Origin of the sequence: Baekduia sp. (assembly GCF_035996765.1) — a bacterium.
In the GTDB taxonomy this organism is placed as follows: Bacteria; Actinomycetota; Thermoleophilia; order Solirubrobacterales; family Solirubrobacteraceae; genus Baekduia.
Genome location: NZ_DASYJG010000074.1, coordinates 1 through 14,844, shown reverse-complemented (window position 1 = coordinate 14,844; position 14,844 = coordinate 1). Strand labels below are relative to the sequence as shown.

At 71.0% G+C, this 14,844-nt stretch carries 14 protein-coding genes; 3 read left to right on the top strand and 11 right to left on the bottom strand.

Translation table 11 applies throughout. From position 1 onward, the window contains the following. Window positions 1-5: 5 nt before the first annotated feature. The 6 genes from clpP to VGO10_RS16165 form a co-directional block, all read right to left on the bottom strand. Window positions 6-590: an ATP-dependent Clp endopeptidase proteolytic subunit ClpP gene (clpP, locus tag VGO10_RS16190; RefSeq protein ID WP_327470210.1), complete on the bottom strand. Its 585-nt coding sequence runs from the start codon at window positions 588-590 to the stop codon at window positions 6-8. A gap of 164 nt (window positions 591-754) precedes the next feature. Further along, entirely contained in the window at window positions 755-2,092 is a 1,338-nt protein-coding gene (gene tig / locus VGO10_RS16185) for a trigger factor (RefSeq protein ID WP_327470208.1), read from the bottom strand. 192 nt (window positions 2,093-2,284) lie between these two features. Then, the gene (locus VGO10_RS16180) at window positions 2,285-3,061 is read right to left on the bottom strand and encodes a hypothetical protein (protein ID WP_327470206.1); all 777 of its coding nucleotides are present in this window, start codon (window positions 3,059-3,061) and stop codon (window positions 2,285-2,287) included. 117 nt (window positions 3,062-3,178) lie between these two features. After that, a complete protein-coding gene (locus tag VGO10_RS16175; protein WP_327470204.1) occupies window positions 3,179-4,513 on the bottom strand; it encodes an adenylate/guanylate cyclase domain-containing protein in 1,335 nt (444 codons plus the stop codon). 27 nt (window positions 4,514-4,540) lie between these two features. Continuing rightward, window positions 4,541-5,278, bottom strand: a complete 738-nt coding sequence (locus tag VGO10_RS16170; RefSeq protein ID WP_327470202.1) for a Crp/Fnr family transcriptional regulator — start codon at window positions 5,276-5,278, stop codon at window positions 4,541-4,543. Window positions 5,279-5,382: 104 nt separating this feature from the next. Next, window positions 5,383-5,676 carry a metal-sensitive transcriptional regulator gene (locus VGO10_RS16165; RefSeq protein ID WP_327470200.1) on the bottom strand — a complete coding sequence of 98 codons (294 nt, stop codon included), beginning with the start codon at window positions 5,674-5,676 and terminating at the stop codon, window positions 5,383-5,385. 57 nt (window positions 5,677-5,733) lie between these two features. Here VGO10_RS16165 and VGO10_RS16160 point away from each other — a divergent pair, with 57 nt between their 5' ends. Beyond that, complete coding sequence (locus VGO10_RS16160) at window positions 5,734-6,759, top strand: dipeptidase (RefSeq protein ID WP_327470199.1); 1,026 nt, start codon at window positions 5,734-5,736, stop codon at window positions 6,757-6,759. On the opposite strand, the gene VGO10_RS16155 is transcribed toward VGO10_RS16160, so the two are convergent. The 4 genes from VGO10_RS16155 to VGO10_RS16140 all read right to left on the bottom strand — a co-directional run bounded on the left by VGO10_RS16155 (window position 6,756) and on the right by VGO10_RS16140 (window position 12,194). Continuing rightward, a complete protein-coding gene (locus tag VGO10_RS16155) occupies window positions 6,756-8,213 on the bottom strand; it encodes a bifunctional diguanylate cyclase/phosphodiesterase (RefSeq protein ID WP_327470197.1) in 1,458 nt (485 codons plus the stop codon). The genes VGO10_RS16160 and VGO10_RS16155 overlap by 4 nt on opposite strands. A 22-nt stretch (window positions 8,214-8,235) precedes the next feature. Further along, a complete protein-coding gene (locus tag VGO10_RS16150; protein ID WP_327470195.1) occupies window positions 8,236-9,681 on the bottom strand; it encodes a gamma-aminobutyraldehyde dehydrogenase in 1,446 nt (481 codons plus the stop codon). A 55-nt stretch (window positions 9,682-9,736) separates the two neighbouring features. Next, entirely contained in the window at window positions 9,737-11,131 is a 1,395-nt protein-coding gene (locus tag VGO10_RS16145; RefSeq protein ID WP_327470193.1) for an aspartate aminotransferase family protein, read from the bottom strand. A gap of 103 nt (window positions 11,132-11,234) precedes the next feature. Beyond that, window positions 11,235-12,194 carry a ribose-phosphate pyrophosphokinase gene (locus VGO10_RS16140; RefSeq protein ID WP_349258956.1) on the bottom strand — a complete coding sequence of 320 codons (960 nt, stop codon included), beginning with the start codon at window positions 12,192-12,194 and terminating at the stop codon, window positions 11,235-11,237. A gap of 182 nt (window positions 12,195-12,376) precedes the next feature. Between VGO10_RS16140 and VGO10_RS16135 the strand changes: the two genes are divergently transcribed. After that, window positions 12,377-13,060, top strand: a complete 684-nt coding sequence (locus tag VGO10_RS16135) for an HD-GYP domain-containing protein (protein WP_327470189.1) — start codon at window positions 12,377-12,379, stop codon at window positions 13,058-13,060. Here the strand turns inward: VGO10_RS16135 and VGO10_RS16130 are convergent. After that, the gene (locus tag VGO10_RS16130) at window positions 13,029-13,469 is read right to left on the bottom strand and encodes an Lrp/AsnC family transcriptional regulator (RefSeq protein WP_349258955.1); all 441 of its coding nucleotides are present in this window, start codon (window positions 13,467-13,469) and stop codon (window positions 13,029-13,031) included. The genes VGO10_RS16135 and VGO10_RS16130 overlap by 32 nt on opposite strands. A 66-nt stretch (window positions 13,470-13,535) precedes the next feature. Here VGO10_RS16130 and VGO10_RS16125 point away from each other — a divergent pair. Beyond that, on the top strand, window positions 13,536-14,844 hold a 1,309-nt coding region (locus VGO10_RS16125; protein WP_327470185.1), incomplete at its 3' end, for a DUF6421 family protein.

Sequence of the window (14,844 nt, the reverse complement as noted above, 5' to 3'; positions counted from 1 at the left end):
CGAGCCTAGTGCTCGGAGATCACCCTGTCGATGATGCCGTACGCGACGGCTTCCTCGGATGACATGAAGTAGTCACGCTCCGTGTCGGTCCGGACCTTCTCGTAGTCCTGCTTGGTGTGCTCGGCGATGATGTGATCGAGCCGCTGGCGGATGTCGATGATCTCCTTGGCGTGGATCTCGATGTCCGTCGCCTGGCCGGAGAAGCCGGAGGAGACCTGGTGGATCAGGATCTTGGCGTTGGGCAGCGCCATGCGCTTGCCCGCGGCGCCGCCGGCCAGCAGCAGCGCGCCCATCGACATCGCGATGCCGACGCAGATCGTCGACACGTCGGGCTTGATGAACTGCATCGTGTCGTAGATCGCCAGCCCGGCGTACACGCTGCCGCCCGGGGAGTTGATGTAGATCGAGATGTCCTTGTCGGGATCCTCAGACTCCAGGTGCAGGAGCTGGGCCACGATCAGGTTGGCGATCTGGTCGTCCACGGGCGTGCCGAGGAACACGATGCGCTCGTTGAGCAGGCGGGAGTAGATGTCGAACGCACGCTCACCACGCGACGTCTGCTCGACGACCATCGGAACCAGTGGACTCATGTGACCTCGTGCTCGTTCTCTCTCGGCGGGCGGAATTCCTGCACCAGAACCGACAGTCGGTCACAGTGCGGAAGGTCCGTGGAGGCTAGCACCCGGCCAGGAGCGCTCCCTGGGCTTTCAGGTCGGTTGTAGACGCCCGTCCTGAAGGGCGCTCGACGCTCGTCCTAGGACGCCGCAGGGGTGCCGCCGGCACGCTCGGCGAGCAGCTCGACGGCCTGGCGCTGGGCCAGATCCTCCTTGAGCTCGTCGAGGCGGCCCTGCTGCTCGAGGCGCTTGCGCAGCTTCTCGGGCGCGACGCCCTGCTGGAGGGCGGTGTCCTGGAGTGCGTCGAGGATGTCGCCGTCGGAGGGCTCGATCGCCTCGGCCTCGATGACGGCGGCCAGGACGGCCTCGCGGCGCAGCGCCTGCTCGGCGTCCGGGCGGGCCTCGGCGAGGAGCTCCTCCTCGGTCTTCTGGGCGATCCGCAGGTAGGCGTCCTTGGTGATGCCGCGGTGCGACAGCGAATGCAGCATCTGGTCCCAGAGCTCTTGCGCGCGGGCCTCGACGAGCGAGTCGGGGATCTCGACGGTGGCGCCCTCGACGACGGCGTCCAGCGCCGCCTCGCGGAACTCCGCCTCGATCTTGCGCTCATCGGCCTCGCGCATGCGGGAAGCGATGTCCTCGCGCAGCTCGTCGATGGAGTCAAAGCCGCCGGCCTCGGTGGCGAAGTCGTCGTCGAGCTCGGGCAGCTGCTTGGCCTTGACCTCGTTGACGGTGACCTCGAACTGCGCGGGCTGGCCAGCGAGGTGCGGCGCGGAGCCGTAGTCCTCGGGGAACGTGAGCTCGACGACCTTCTCGTCGCCGGCCTTCAGGCCGACGAGCTGCTCCTCGAAGCCGGGGATGAACTGGCCGGAGCCGAGCTCGAGCAGGTGGTCGCGGCCCTCGCCGCCGGAGAAGTAGTCGCGCTCGTCGTCTTCGCCGTCGATCGAGCCCTTGAAGTCGATGACGACGAAGTCGCCGTTCTCGGAGGTCTTCTCGACCGTCTCGAGGCGACCGAGCTGCTGGCGCAGCGTCTCGACCTGCTCGTCGACGGCGGCGTCGTCGACCTCGGGCTCGCGCTTGGTGACGTCGAGCTTGGCGATGTCGCCGATCGTGGCCGTCGGGCGCACGCCGATCTCGATCGTGAAGGTCAGCGGCTGGCCCTCGGCGGGCAGGTCGCCCAACTCGACGTCGGGCTCGCCGACCGTCTTGAGGCCGGCCTCGTCGATGGCCTCGACGTACCAGCGGGGCAACGTGGCGCGGACGGCATCGTCGAGGACGGCGTCGCGACCGACGCGCTGGATGACGACGGGCGCGGGGACCTTGCCCTTGCGGAAGCCGGGCATGCGCAGGTCGCGGCCGAGCTTGCCGGCGGCCTCGTTGACGCGGCGCTGGACCTCCTGCGGGGCGACCTCCGCGGCAACTCGGACCCGGGACTCGGGGAGCTCTTCGACGGTGGTCTTGACGTTCGTTGCAGCGGCCATTAGGCAAGTGAAGATAGCGTCAGGGGACCGATGGCCGCCCGCCGCCTCTCCCCTTCCACACGCGTGCTCGCATGGATCTACACGGGACCGCTCGGCCACCTTTACGGCGGGTTGGCCGACTGGATCACGCTGCTGTCGCGCCTGGCCTTCGCACGCGCCCGCAGACGCGTGCGAAGAACCTAGGCGGTCAACTCAGCAGTTGACCGTGATGTGGAACGGCCGGTTGGCCAGCGCGCCCGCGTCGTCGCGGGTGCTCACGTTGACCGTCTTCTTGTCGGTGGTCAGCTCGGCCGCCGCGGCGCCCGCAGCGGTGACCGTGGCCTCCGTGACCTGAATGGCGCAGGCCGAGATGTCGTTGGCGAACGCCACCGTGTAGGTGCCGGTGCCGGTCGTCGCCGACGTGCTGGCCCCGCGCTTGCCGCCGAGCGTGCCGTCGGCCGCCACCGCGGCGAACGAGGTCAGGCCTTGGGCGGTGGTCAGCGCGTCGTCATGGGCGGCCTTGGCGATGTCGTCGGCGCCCTTGCCGTCGACCTGGTCGGCGTTCAGCCCGGTCGCGACGCCGTGCGCGTTGGTGGTGAACGGCGCGGCGTTGGCGTTGCCCGAGGTGATCGCGCCGACCTCGGTCCCGCCGTTGGCGGAGAACTCGAACGCCCGGCCGTTGGCCAGGTTGCTGGCGCGGATGCACGGCGCGTTGCCCGTCGTCGAGCCGCCGAGCGCTGAGCGACAGCCGTAGATGGCGCCACCGCCCTTGGCGGACTTGTTGGACTGGCGGGTGCCATAGGTGCCGTTGTTGGCGATGATCTGCGTCTCGCTCGTCAACGCCGCCGAGTTGTTGGAGCCCGGGTTGCGCTTGCCGAGGATCAGGTTCTTGCCCTCGCCGGACGCGACCGCGAAGGAGCTGGCGAGCAGGCCGATGATCACCGCGGACGCGAGGACCAGCGAGCCCTTGGAACGGAGCTTGCGGAACATGGGGTGGAAAGCCTCCCTGTCGGTTTCCTTTCCCTATGACAACTGGGCCGATGGGCCAAGGTTGCGGTGGGCCGTTCGCGATGGCGTGAAGCTGCAACGCCTCGTGCTGCTGAGCGATCAGCCGTTCAATGCGAAGATCGGCCAGGGTCCCGGGACACCGCGCAGCAGATGCGCCCCGCGCGCCTCGAAGTCCAGGCCCGAGCCGACGACCGTGCCGAAGACGGTGCCCGAGGTCAGGATCTCCTCGGGGCCCGCCATGTCACACACGCGCGCGGCGATGTGCACGGCCATCCCGCCGACGTCGTCGCCAATCAGCTCGCACTCCCCCGTGTGGAGACCCGCGCGGATCTCGATGCCCAGGCCGCGCACCACCGCGACGACCGTGCGGGCGCAGCGCAAGGCGTCAGACGGCGGGCCCTCGAACGCGGCGATGTAGCCGTCGCCGACGGTCTTGACCTCCCGGCCGCCGTAGCGCTCCACCTCCCGGCGGATCGCGCTGTCGTGCGCTGAGAGCAGATCGCGCCAGCGCCCGTCGCCCATGCGCGCGGCATGGCCGGTTGCATCGACGATGTCGGTGAAGAGGATCGTCATGAGCCGCCGCTGCAGGCCGCTGGTCGACGTGCGGCTGCCGGTCAGGAACTCCTCGATCTCCCCCAGCAGCGCCTCGGTGTCGCCGATCATCGGCAGGCTGTCGACCCCCGGCAGTTCCACAAGCCGTGCGCCGGGGATCTGCTGGGCGGCCAGCCGCGAGTGGCCGACGTTGATCAGGCGATCGCCGGTCCGATGCAGGATCAGCGTCGGCACGCGGAGCGTGGGCAGGCGGTGGCGCACGTCGATGCCGCGCAGGTTGGCGGCGAGGCGCAGCATGCCGGCCGGCGTCGCGGACTGACGCTCCAGCTTCCCGAGCCAGGCGCGGATCCGAGCGTCGTCGACGACGCTCGGCGCCATGTCGTCGAGGTTGGCACCGGTGCCCCAGCCCTCCAGCAGGCCGGCGAGGCGCTCCTGACGTGTCTCGTCGGAATCGGCGAACGGCACCTCGTCGTCGCGCTCGGTGGCCAGCACCGAGGCATAGAGGATGAGCGCGAGCGTGCGGTCCGGCCGGGCGGTGGCGTACTCGATCGCTAGCGGGCCACCGGCCGCGTAGGACTGCACGACGACGCGGTCGCAGCCCGCCGCATCGAGCACCGCGTCGATGTCGGCGACCTCGTCGGCCAGCGCCAGCGTCCCGTCGAGCGGGTCGGAGAGGCCGAGGCCGCGGCGATCGACCAGGATGACGCGCGCGATCGAGCCCAGACGCTCCCACCAGCGCCGCAGGCCGGGCTCCTCGAGCAGCACCTCGATGTGCGACAGGAAGCCGCCCAGGAAGAGGAGGTCGACCGGCCCGTCGCCGAGCACACGGAAGGCGATGTGCGACTCGCCGCTCTGCGCCCAGCGGACGCGCCCCTCCTCCATGCCCGCAGCGTACTCGCGGGCGCGCGGCTAGGCCTGGGCCGGGGCGAGCAGGCGCTCGGTCACCGGATCGACCAGGTGCGCGGGATCGCCCCGCAGCAGCCAGCCCTCCTCGGTGCGCTCCAGCAGGTGGTCGCGGGCCAACTCGCCCAGCGCGGAGGTCACCGACGGGCGCCGGGCGCCGACCAGGCGCGCGAGCGCGCTGTGGGTCAATCCCATTGGAACCAGGACGCCGTCGGGCGTGACGCGGCCCCAGCGCTCGGCCAGCGTCCACAAGGCGAGGGTCAGCCGATCCTCGAGGCGGACGAGCTGGTTGACCACCAGCCGCACCGACAGCCCGCGCTGGCGCCGGGAGGCACGGGCAAAGAGCGCATCGATGACCGCTGGGTAGTGCACGGCCGAGTACAGGAAGCGCTCGTCGAGGACGGCGAGGCGCAGCGGCTCGAGGACCGTCCAGCGCGCGACGAACGGCAGGTCGGAGTTGGCGCTGTCGGTGTCCCACGGGCGCAGGATGTCGCCGAAGCCGAGGACCTCGGTCGAGGCGCGGCGGCCGAGGTCGAGGTCACGCAGCAGCAGGCCGTCCAGGAGCAGCAGGCCCAGCGGGGTTCCGCCGGGCTCCAGGACCCCCGCGGCATCCCAGCGGCCGGTCGGCACGCGGCGCGTCTCGGCGACGAGCTGATGGCGCGCCCGTTCGACGTCGTCGGGCGCCACGCGCTCTCCGAGCTCCGGGTCGGCGTCGAGAAGGCGAACGAGGTCATGGGCTGCCACGGCCCATCGAATACTGCCCCACCGGGAGACGAAATAACCCCGACAGACGTTAAGACGACGCGTTTGTTGGGTATATCGGCCCGTTTAACGCCGCCGCGGGCCGATCATCCCCGGCGCATGAGGCGACCAACCGCTGCCATCAGCTCATCGGTTCGGTCCGTCTGCAGTGCTTCCGGGCCGCCGGTGACGCAGTGCCGCGCGTGGCCGTCGAGCAGGCCGAGGGCGACCTTGTCCAGCGCCGCCTGCACCGCGCTGATCTGGGTGAGGACGTCGATGCAGTAGCGATCGTCTTCGACCATCCCCTCGATGCCGCGAACCTGCCCCTCGACGCGACGCAGACGCTTGAGCAGCTGATCCTTGGAGGCGGTGTAGCCGCGGGCGGCGGGAGCTTCGGACATCGATCCACGATACCGCCCCGGGGTACGCCGAACCCTCGCCCGGTTAGTCTGCGCGGCGTGGACCAGCCCATCTTCGACGGCCATCACGACGCGCTGACCCGCGCGAGCGCCGATCGGCTCGTTCCCGGCCGGCCCGATGGCCACCTCGACCTCCCTCGTGCCCGCGCCGGCGGGCTGGTCGCGTCGATCTGGGCGATCTTCGTCGATGGCCCCGGCGCCGAGCTGGACTTCGAGAACGGCGCCGGCGGCGGCTATGACCTGCCGCTCGCGGAGGAGATCAAATATGCCGACGCAGCCGGCGACGCGACCGCGGCGGCAGGGCGCCTGCTGGCCCTCGAGCGCCAGGGCCACCTGCGCGTCGCGCGGACGATCGAGGACGTCGACGCCGCGGCCGACGGCGGGCTCCCGGCCGCGATCATGCACCTGGAGGGCGCGGAGGCGATCGACCCCGACCTGGAAGCCCTCGACCACTGGCATGCCGCCGGCCTGCGGTCGCTCGGCCCGGTCTGGAGCCGCCCCAACGCATTCGGCCACGGCGTGCCGTTTCGCTTCCCGTCGACGCCCGACACCGGAGAGGGGCTGACCGCTGCCGGGCGGGCGCTGATCACGCGCTGCAACGACCTGCGCATCGCCGTCGACGTCAGCCACCTCAACACCCGCGGCTTCTGGGACGTCGCCGAGATCACCGGCGACCCGATCATCGCCTCGCACTGCGGCGCCCACGCGCTGGCGCCGGCCTCACGCAATCTCACCGACGACCAGCTCGATGCGGTCGGTCGCTCGAACGGCATCGTCGGCATCCCCTACATCGTGGACTTCCTGCGCGCCGACGGCGCCCTTGACCGCTCGACGCCGCTGAGCACCATCGTCGCGCACATCCGCCACGTTGCCGACCGCATCGGCGTGCGCCACGTCGGCTTCGGCTCGGACTTCGACGGCGGCGACATCCCCGACGAGCTGGGCGACGCCGCGGGGCTGCCGCGGCTGCTGCACGCACTGGCCGACGATGGCTTCACCAGCGAGGAGATCGCCGCAATCGCCTGGGGCAACTGGCGGCGCGTTCTCGCCGCAACGTGGGCCTAGCCGAGGGCGACGGTGCCGTCGGCCGCCGGCGCCGACGTGCCGAGCCGGCGATCGAGCTCGGCAACGACGGCCGGGATCTCCTGCGGCGGCACGGGCCGTGCGTAGAGGAAGCCCTGACCGATGTCGCAGCCCAGCGCCTCGACGACCTGACTCTGGGCGCCGGTCTCGACGCCTTCGGCGACGACCGAGAAGTTGAGCGTCCGGGCCATGTCACAGACCGCGCGGACGATCGCGGCCGACTGGCGGCTGGAGGCGAGGCTCGTGATGAAGCCACGGTCGAGCTTGAGCGCGTCGAGCGGCAGGTCGCGCAGACAGGCGAGCGAGGACTGGCCGACGCCGAAGTCGTCCAGCGCGATCCGCACGCCGGCCTGCGCCAGCGCGTCGAGCGTCGCGTTGGCCACCGCGGGATCATCCATCACGGCCGACTCGGTGACCTCGACGACGAGCTGCCGGGTCGGGATCTCGCGCTCGGCCAGCACCTCGAAGATCTGCTCGGCCAAGCCGCGCCGACTGAGTTGGACGCGTGAGACGTTGATCGACATCTCCATCTCGCCCATCGGCAGGCCGGCGTCGCGCCAGCGGCGCAACTGGTCGACGGCCTCGTGCAGGACCCAGCGGCCCAGCGGCTCGATCAGGCCGTGCTGCTCGGCCAGCGAGATGAAGCGATCGGGCGGGATCTCGCCGCGCTCGGGATGGGTCCAGCGCGCGAGCGCCTCGACCGCGTGCGCGCGACCTTCGGCGAAGCGCACCATCGGCTGGTAGACGAGCCGCAGGTCGCCGTCCTCGATCGCACGGCGCAGGTCGCGCGTCAGGGCCACGCGCTCGACCGTCTCGGCGCGCATGCGATCGTCGAAGATCTCGTAACGGCCATGGCCGCCGGCCCGCGCGCGGTACATCGCGACGCCGCCATCGCGGAGGAGATCCTCCCCGTCGTTGACCGCGCCCGGCCCGGTCAGCGCGATGCCGATGCTCGCGCTCGGGAGCAGCTGCACGCCGGCGATCTCGACCGGCTGAGCGACGACGGCGAGCAGCCGCTCGGCGATCGCGGCGCTCTCGGTCACCTCGTCGAGGCCCTCGCAGAGGATCGCGAACTCGTCCCCACCGAGCCGCGCCAGCGTGTCGCTGGGTCGCAGCACCTGGCTGAGGCGTGGCGCGAGCGTACGGAGGAACTCGTCGCCGGCCGCCTGGCCGAGGCTGTCGTTGATGCCCTTGAAGTCGTCGACGTCGAGATAGAGGACCGCGACCCAGGTCTTTGCGCGCCGGCGGCGGGCGACCGCGAGGCGCAGCCGGTCCAGCAGCAGCGCGCGGTTGGGCAGCTGGGTCAGCGGGTCGTGCAGGGTCTGATGGCGCAGGCCCTGTTCAGCAGCCTCGGCGCGCGCCTCGGCGGCTTGAAGACGGATGGCGGCCTCCCGCAGCTTGTCGCAGTCGTGCTCCGTTGTGCGAACGTCGTCCACCAGTGAAGGTAGTCGGCTGTTCCTACTCGAGCTTGATCATCGCGTGCTTGACGCGCGTGTAGTCCTCGAGGGCGTAGACCGAGAGGTCCTTGCCGTAGCCCGACTCCTTGAAGCCGCCGTGCGGCATCTCCGAGAGGAACGGCAGGTGGTCGTTGATCCAGACGCAGCCGAAGTCGAGCTGGCGGATCGCCTCCATCGCGGTGCCGGTGTCGCGCGTCCAGACCGAGGCGGCCAGGCCGTAGGGCACGTCGTTGGCCAGCGCAAAGGCCTCGCTCGCGTCCCGCAGTCGCTGGACCGTGACGACCGGGCCGAAGACCTCGCTCTGGACGATCTCTGACTGCTGGCCGACGCCAGCGACAACCGTGGGCTCGACGAAGAAGCCGCGATCGTGGCCGGCACTGCCGCCGGTCAGCAGCTGCGCACCGGCGCTGGTCGCGCGATCCAGGAAGCCCAGGACGCGCTGCTGTTGGCGGGCGGAGATGACCGGGCCCATCTCGATCTGTGCGCCGGCCGCAGGGTCGCCGACGTTCAGCGACGCCACGGCCGGGACGAGCTCCTCCAGCAGCGCCTCGTAGATCCCGGGCGCGGCGAGCACCCGCGAGGCGGCGGTGCAGTCTTGGCCGGAGTTGAGGAAGCTCGCGACGCGCAGGCCCGCGGCGACGGCTTTGGGGTCGGCGTCCTCGAAGACGATCACCGGCGCCTTGCCGCCCAGCTCCAAGTGCACGCGCTTGAGCGTGTCGGCCGCGGCGCGGGCGATGGACTTGCCGGTCTGCACGCTGCCGGTGAGCGAGACGAGCGCGATCTCCGGATGACGCACGATCGCCTCCCCCACGCCGGGCCCGTCACCGGTGACGACGTTGAGCACGCCGGGCGGCAGGATGTCGGCGACCAGCTCGGCGAAGCGCAGCGTGGAGATCGGCGTCAGCTCCGACGGCTTCAACACCACCGTGTTGCCGCCGGCCAGGGCAGGCGCGATCTTCCAGATGGCCATCATCAACGGGTAGTTCCACGGCGCGATCTGCCCGACGATGCCCAGCGGCTCGCGGCGGACCATCGACGTGTAGCCGGCGCCGTATTCACCGGCGGCGGGCCCGTTCATCGTGCGCGCCGCGCCCGCGAAGAAGCGCAGCTCGTCGGCGCAGATCGGCAGCTCCTCGGCGGCGAGCGCGTGCGGCTTGCCGACGTTGAGCGACTCCAGCGCGGCGAGCTCCTCGCCGTGACGATCGATGGTGTCGGCGAGCGCGAGGAGGAGCTCCTGGCGGCGTCCGGGGGTCGCGTCGCGCCACGGAATACGCGCGGCGCGTGCGGCCGCGACCGCACGCTCGACGTCGGCGGCGCTGCCCTCGGGCACGCGCGCGATGACCTCGCCGGTGGCCGGGTTGAGGATCTCGCGCGTGGCACCGTCGACGGCGTCGAGCAGCTCGCCGCCGACGAGGTTGCGCTGTTGCAGGACGGCCGTCGCGCTCATACCAGGAGCTCCGCCTCAGGGATCCGCGATGCGGCCTGGCGGTTGAGCGCCTTGCTCACGCCGTCGCCCGCGCGGGCGCCGTTGCGAGGCCCATGTGGACGCCCGCGTCGCTGAACACGTCGTGCAGCCGGGCGACGATCTCGTCCAGCAGCGCCTTGTCGGCGATCAGCGGCGGCGCGATCTGCAAGACGGCGTCGCCGCGGTCATCGGCGCGCGCGATGATCCCCGCCTCCCGCAGGCGACCGGGCAGGAAGCCGCGCAGCAGCTTGTCGCGCTCAGCCTGATCGAAGGTCGAGTTGTCATCGTCCTTGACCAGCTCCATCGCCCAGAAGAAGCCATCGCCGCGGACGTCACCGACGATCGGCAGGTCGGTGAGCGTGCCGAGCGTCTCGGCGAGGTGGGGCGTCAAGGCCTTCACGTTCTCCAGGACGCCGTCGCGCTCGAAGATCTCCATGTTCTTGAGCGCGATCGCGCAGGAGACCGGATGGCCGCCGAAGGTGATGCCGTGGCGAAAGACCACGCCGTGCTCGACGATCGGCGCGACGACCGACTCGGCGGCGATCACGGCGCCCATCGCCGCGTACGCCGAGGTCAGGCCCTTGGCCAAGGACACCAGGTCGGGCGAGATCCCCTCGCGGCTGGTGGCGACCCATTCCCCGAGGCGCCCGCAGCCGCAGATGACCTCATCGGCCATCAGCAGCGCGCCGTACTTGTCGGCCAGCGCGCGCAGCCCCTGCCAATAGCCGGGTGGGGCGACGAGGCAGCCGCCGGCGTTCTGCACCGGCTCGGCGATGATCAGCGCGACCTCGTCGGGGCCGGCGGCGAGGATCGCGTCCTCGATCTCGGTCAGCAACATGGTGCAGAACGCGGCGGGGTCGGTCACCGGACCGCCATCGGGACCGCGGAACATGTTGGTGTTGGAGACGTGGGTGACGTCGATCGCTGGGCGGCCGAACGGCTCCTTGAAGCGCTGCACACCGGTGAACGACAGTGCGCCGAGCGTAACGCCGTGGTAGGCGATGTCACGGGCGATCGCCTTGGTGCGCTGGGGCTGGCCGATCGCGAGGAAGTGCTCGCGCGTGAGCTTCCACGCCGCCTCGACGGCCTCCGAGCCACCGCTGGTGAAGAAGACGCGCTCCATGCCCGGCGGCGCGACGCTCGCGAGCTTGGCCGCCAGCTCGATCGACGCCGGGTGTGCCGTGCCCCAGTTGGTGTTGAACGCCAGCGTCGTCAGCTGCGCCGCCGCCGCGGCGGCCATCTCCTCGCCGTGGGAGTAGCCGATCTGCGCGCAGAACAGGCTCGACAGGGCATCGATGTGGCGCTTGCCCTTGGTGTCGAAGACATACGGGCCCTCGCCGCGCTCCAGCACGAGGAGGTCGTCGATCGACTGCTTGGAGAAATGCAGCAGCAGGTGGTCGCTCGCGGCCTGCTGCAGCTCGTCGTGCGTCATGAGGCCCATCGTGACGGGTCCGCGGCCGCCCGAAAACCCGCGAGACGTCAGAACCTGTCAGGGGACGATGGACAGGTCGTCTAGGAGCCCGCGGGCGAGCGGGCTACAGGTTGTCGCCGCCGAACGCCTCGGCGACCGAGTCGTCGACGAAGATCCGGTGGATGGTGTCGGCCAGCAGGTCGGCGCAGCTGACGACGCGCAGGTAGTCCGGCGCGCCGGACGGGACGCCGACGGTGTCGGTCACCAACAGCTCCTCGAGCCCGAGCGCGCCGACGCGCTCCAGCGTCCCCGGGCTGAGGACCGGATGCATCGCGACCGCGCTGATCGACGTCGCCTGCGCATCGCGCAGCGCGCCGACGGCGGCCGTCAGGGTGCTGCCGGTGTCGATGATGTCGTCGACGACGACGGTCTTGCGGCCGGCGACCTCGCCGATCACGCGGTGGCTCTCGTGAATGGCCTCGGGGTCCAGGATCGCGAGCTCGGCGCCAAGGTGGGTCGCGAACTTCTTGGCCAGCTTCACGCGGCCGGCGTCCGGCGCGACGACGACGGCATCGGCCGGCAATCGCTCGCCGAGGTCCTGGGTCAGCGTGTGCAGCGAGGTCATGTGGTCGACCGGCACGCGGAAGAAGCCCTGGGCCTGGCCGGTGTGCAGATCGACGGTCAGCACGCGGCTGACGCCGACGGACTCGAGCATCCGGGCCACGGCGCGGGCGCTGATCGGCTCGCGCAGCCGCGACTTCATGTCCTGACGGCTGTAGCCGAACCACGGGATCACGGCGATGACGCGGTGCGCCGACGCACCGACCGCCGCGTCGATCATCAGCACCAGCTCCATCAGCGCATCGTTGAGCGACAGCGTGCCGTCGCGGGTGCCGGCCAGCGATTGAATGACGAAGACGTCGGCGCCGCGCACCGACTCCTCGTAGCGGCAGTACATCTCGCCGCTGGCGTAGGTCTGAAGGTCGACGGGCCCGGCTTCCACACCGAGACGCTGCGCGATCGCGCCGGCCAGCTCGTTGGAGGCGCGCCCCGCGAAGAGCATCAGCCGCTTGTCGTAGTCCAGAGGCAGGTGGGTCGGCACGGACCGACGATTCTCCCGGGAACGGGGCGCGGGTGCCGTCTGGCCCGTTGGCGGACAATCGCGCCCGGAAACGACCCATCTTTGTGCACCTTTCGCTCTGAAAGGTAGTTCGTCCGTCCACCAGCCTGTTTGAATGCTCGAGGAGGCGGAACCACTCAGCGGACATGGCTCGTCTTCTCCCCCACCACGACCGGTTCGAGCGCGGGCGTGACGACCTCGCGGCCCTGGCCAGCGAGGCGCTGCGCGCCAGCCAGGCTGAGCGCCAGCTCGCGCTCACGCTGAACGCCAGCGTCCAGGCGCTCGCCTCGCTGCTCGACCTGCGCGACGGCTACACGGGCCAACACAGCGGGACCGTCGTGGCGCTCTGCGAGCAGGTCGCGCGCCGTGTCGGCGTGACCGGCGATGAGCTCGAGCACCTCCGCATCGCCGCGCACCTCCACGACCTCGGCAAGATCGGCGTACCCGACGCGATCCTGCACAAGCCCGGCCCGCTCGACGACACCGAGTGGTCGATCATGCGCGAGCACCCGGTCTGGGGCGCCCGTGCGCTGGAGTCCATCCCCGGCTTTCGCCCCGCCGCACGCGCCGTGCGCCACCACCACGAACGCTGGGACGGCGACGGCTACCCCGACGGCCTGGCGGGCGAGGACATCCCGATCGGCGCCCGCATCATCGCCGTCTGCGACGCCTACGAGGCGATGACCTCGACGCGGCCGTATCGGCCGGCGCTCGCCGAGCCGCTGGCCCGCGAGCGCATCGTCGCGGGGACCGGCACGCAGTTCGACCCGGCGGCGGCGTGGGGGCTGCTGGACGCCGTCAATCCCGCCGCTCGATCAACCGCGACATGATGATCTGCGAGCGTGTGCGCACGACCGAGGACTCGCGCTGGAGCTCCATGATCACGCGCTCGAGGTCCTGAGGGTCGGTGGCGCGGACGCGGACGATGCAGTCGGCGTCGCCGGTAACCGACCATGCCTCGACGACCTCGGGTAGCGGACGCAGCGACTCGCGCACCGCGTCGAGGCCGATGCCGGGCGCGTAGAAGAGCTCGATCAGCGCCTCGGTCGTGGCGCCGAGCGCGGCGGGGTCGACTAGCGCGGTGAAGCCGCGCAGGACGCCGCGCTCGCGCAGGCGATCCACCCGGCGCTTGACGGCGGGAGCCGACAGCGCGACGCGCTTGCCGACGTCGTCGTAGGTCGAGCGGCCGTCTTCGATCAGGCACGCAAGAATTCGGCGATCGACGTCGTCTGTGCGCAAGAGATCGCTCATCAGCCGCACGATAACGGGGTTGAGTGCGGTTCGCGAGAGGCGTAGCCTCAATGGATGGCCCCTCTGCGACCAGTGGTCCGCGTGCTCTTCGACGAAGCCCACGCCCAGGCGTGGACGATCCGGCCGGAGCTTGCGGCGCGGATGCAGCCTTCGCACCCGGCCGACGTCTCCTACGCGCGCGCGGCTGACATCCTGCGCGCGCGGCGCATCGCGGTCGATGCGCACGCCGAGGGCGCGCTCGACGCGGGGGCGCTCGACGGCGTTGACGTCGTGGTCCTCGCCCATCCCAGCGAACCCAAGTGGGAGGCGACGACCGGGGTCGGATCGCCAGTGCTCAGCAACGCCGAGCTCGACGCGCTGGAGGCGTTCGTGCACGCCGGCGGCGGGCTTGTCGTCCTCGGCGAGAGCGAGCAGGACAAGTACGGCAACAACCTCAACCTGCTGCTCGCCCGCTTCGGGGTCACGATCGAGCACGACACCGTGCAGGACTACGAGCGCAACCTCAACGCGACGCCGTCTTGGGTGCGCGCGCAGCTGGGGCGCGGCGAGCGCGGTGCGGGCGGCGACCTCTTGGCCGGTGTGACTGACGCTTGCTTCTACCGCTCCGGCACGCTGACCGTCGCCGGCGGCACCGACGCGCAGGTGCTCGCACGCACCGCGCCGAGTGCCTCGACGCCGGGCGCGCCGCTGGCTGTCGCCGTCCGCCACGGCGCGGGCCGCGTCGTCGCGCTCGCCGACTCCGACCTCTTCGGCGACGACTGTCTCGGCGACCTCGGCCATGAGGCGTTGTGGACCAACATCATCGCCTGGGCCGGCGCCGCCGCGTACGCGCGCCCGGCGGCCGGGGGCGCCTCCGAGGCCGCTGCCGACCCCGCCTGGATCGCGCTGCGCAACGCCACCGACGCGCTACGCGTCCTGCAGGAGCCCGACGGCTCGCTCGACGTCACCGCCCACGACGAGGTTGCCGTACGCGCGCATGTGGAGACGATGGCCGGCGCGGTCGAGGCGCTCGTGTCGCGCTTCGCCCATCAGGACGAGTACCTGCGCGCCGCCGTCGCCGACCTCCGCGCCTGGGCCGACGACAACTTCCCCAAGCCGGACTTCGCCACGTCGCTGGAGCTGTTCCGCCCCGAGCGCGACCGCGCCAACGGGATCGAGCATCTCGTGCTCTTTCCCATGTACACCCAGAACGGCTCGCGCGACACGCGCTTCGAGGCGCTGCTCATCGCCGGACCGTGGCCGGCGTGGATCGCCGACCTGGAGGCCGACCGCTATGACAACCCGAAGTTCGTCGCGGTCACGCTGACCGACCACACCGCGGGCTATGACTCCGAGTGCGCGGTGCTGTTCCCGGAGACCGTGA